The following is a 231-nucleotide window of genomic DNA, read 5'->3' as shown; positions in this document are numbered from 1 at the left end:
AACCGGCGGACAGCGAGGCCACCTTCGTGCGCACCGCCGTCATCTTCGACCTTGAAAAGGCACCGGGTCAGCACCATCCAGAGGATCCCGACGGCGACGTGCTGGCCTGCCACTGGCTCACCCTGGCGGTGATCGCCGAGTGCAAGCCGGCCCTGCGCAGCCCCTTGGTGTGGCAGTGCATCCAGGACTACCTGGCCGGTACCCGCTTGCCGCTGTCGGCGCTCAAAGCCT

At 67.5% G+C, this 231-nt stretch carries 1 pseudogene; it reads left to right on the top strand.

Annotation, left to right across the window (positions count from 1 at the left end):
- Positions 1–231, top strand: a pseudogene (locus B4920_RS28240) (hypothetical protein); the annotation flags it as partial.

The organism is Zoogloea sp. LCSB751 (genome assembly GCF_002028455.1).
Lineage (GTDB): Bacteria > Pseudomonadota > Gammaproteobacteria > Burkholderiales > Rhodocyclaceae > Zoogloea.
This window is presented reverse-complemented; position numbering and strand designations above follow the sequence as displayed.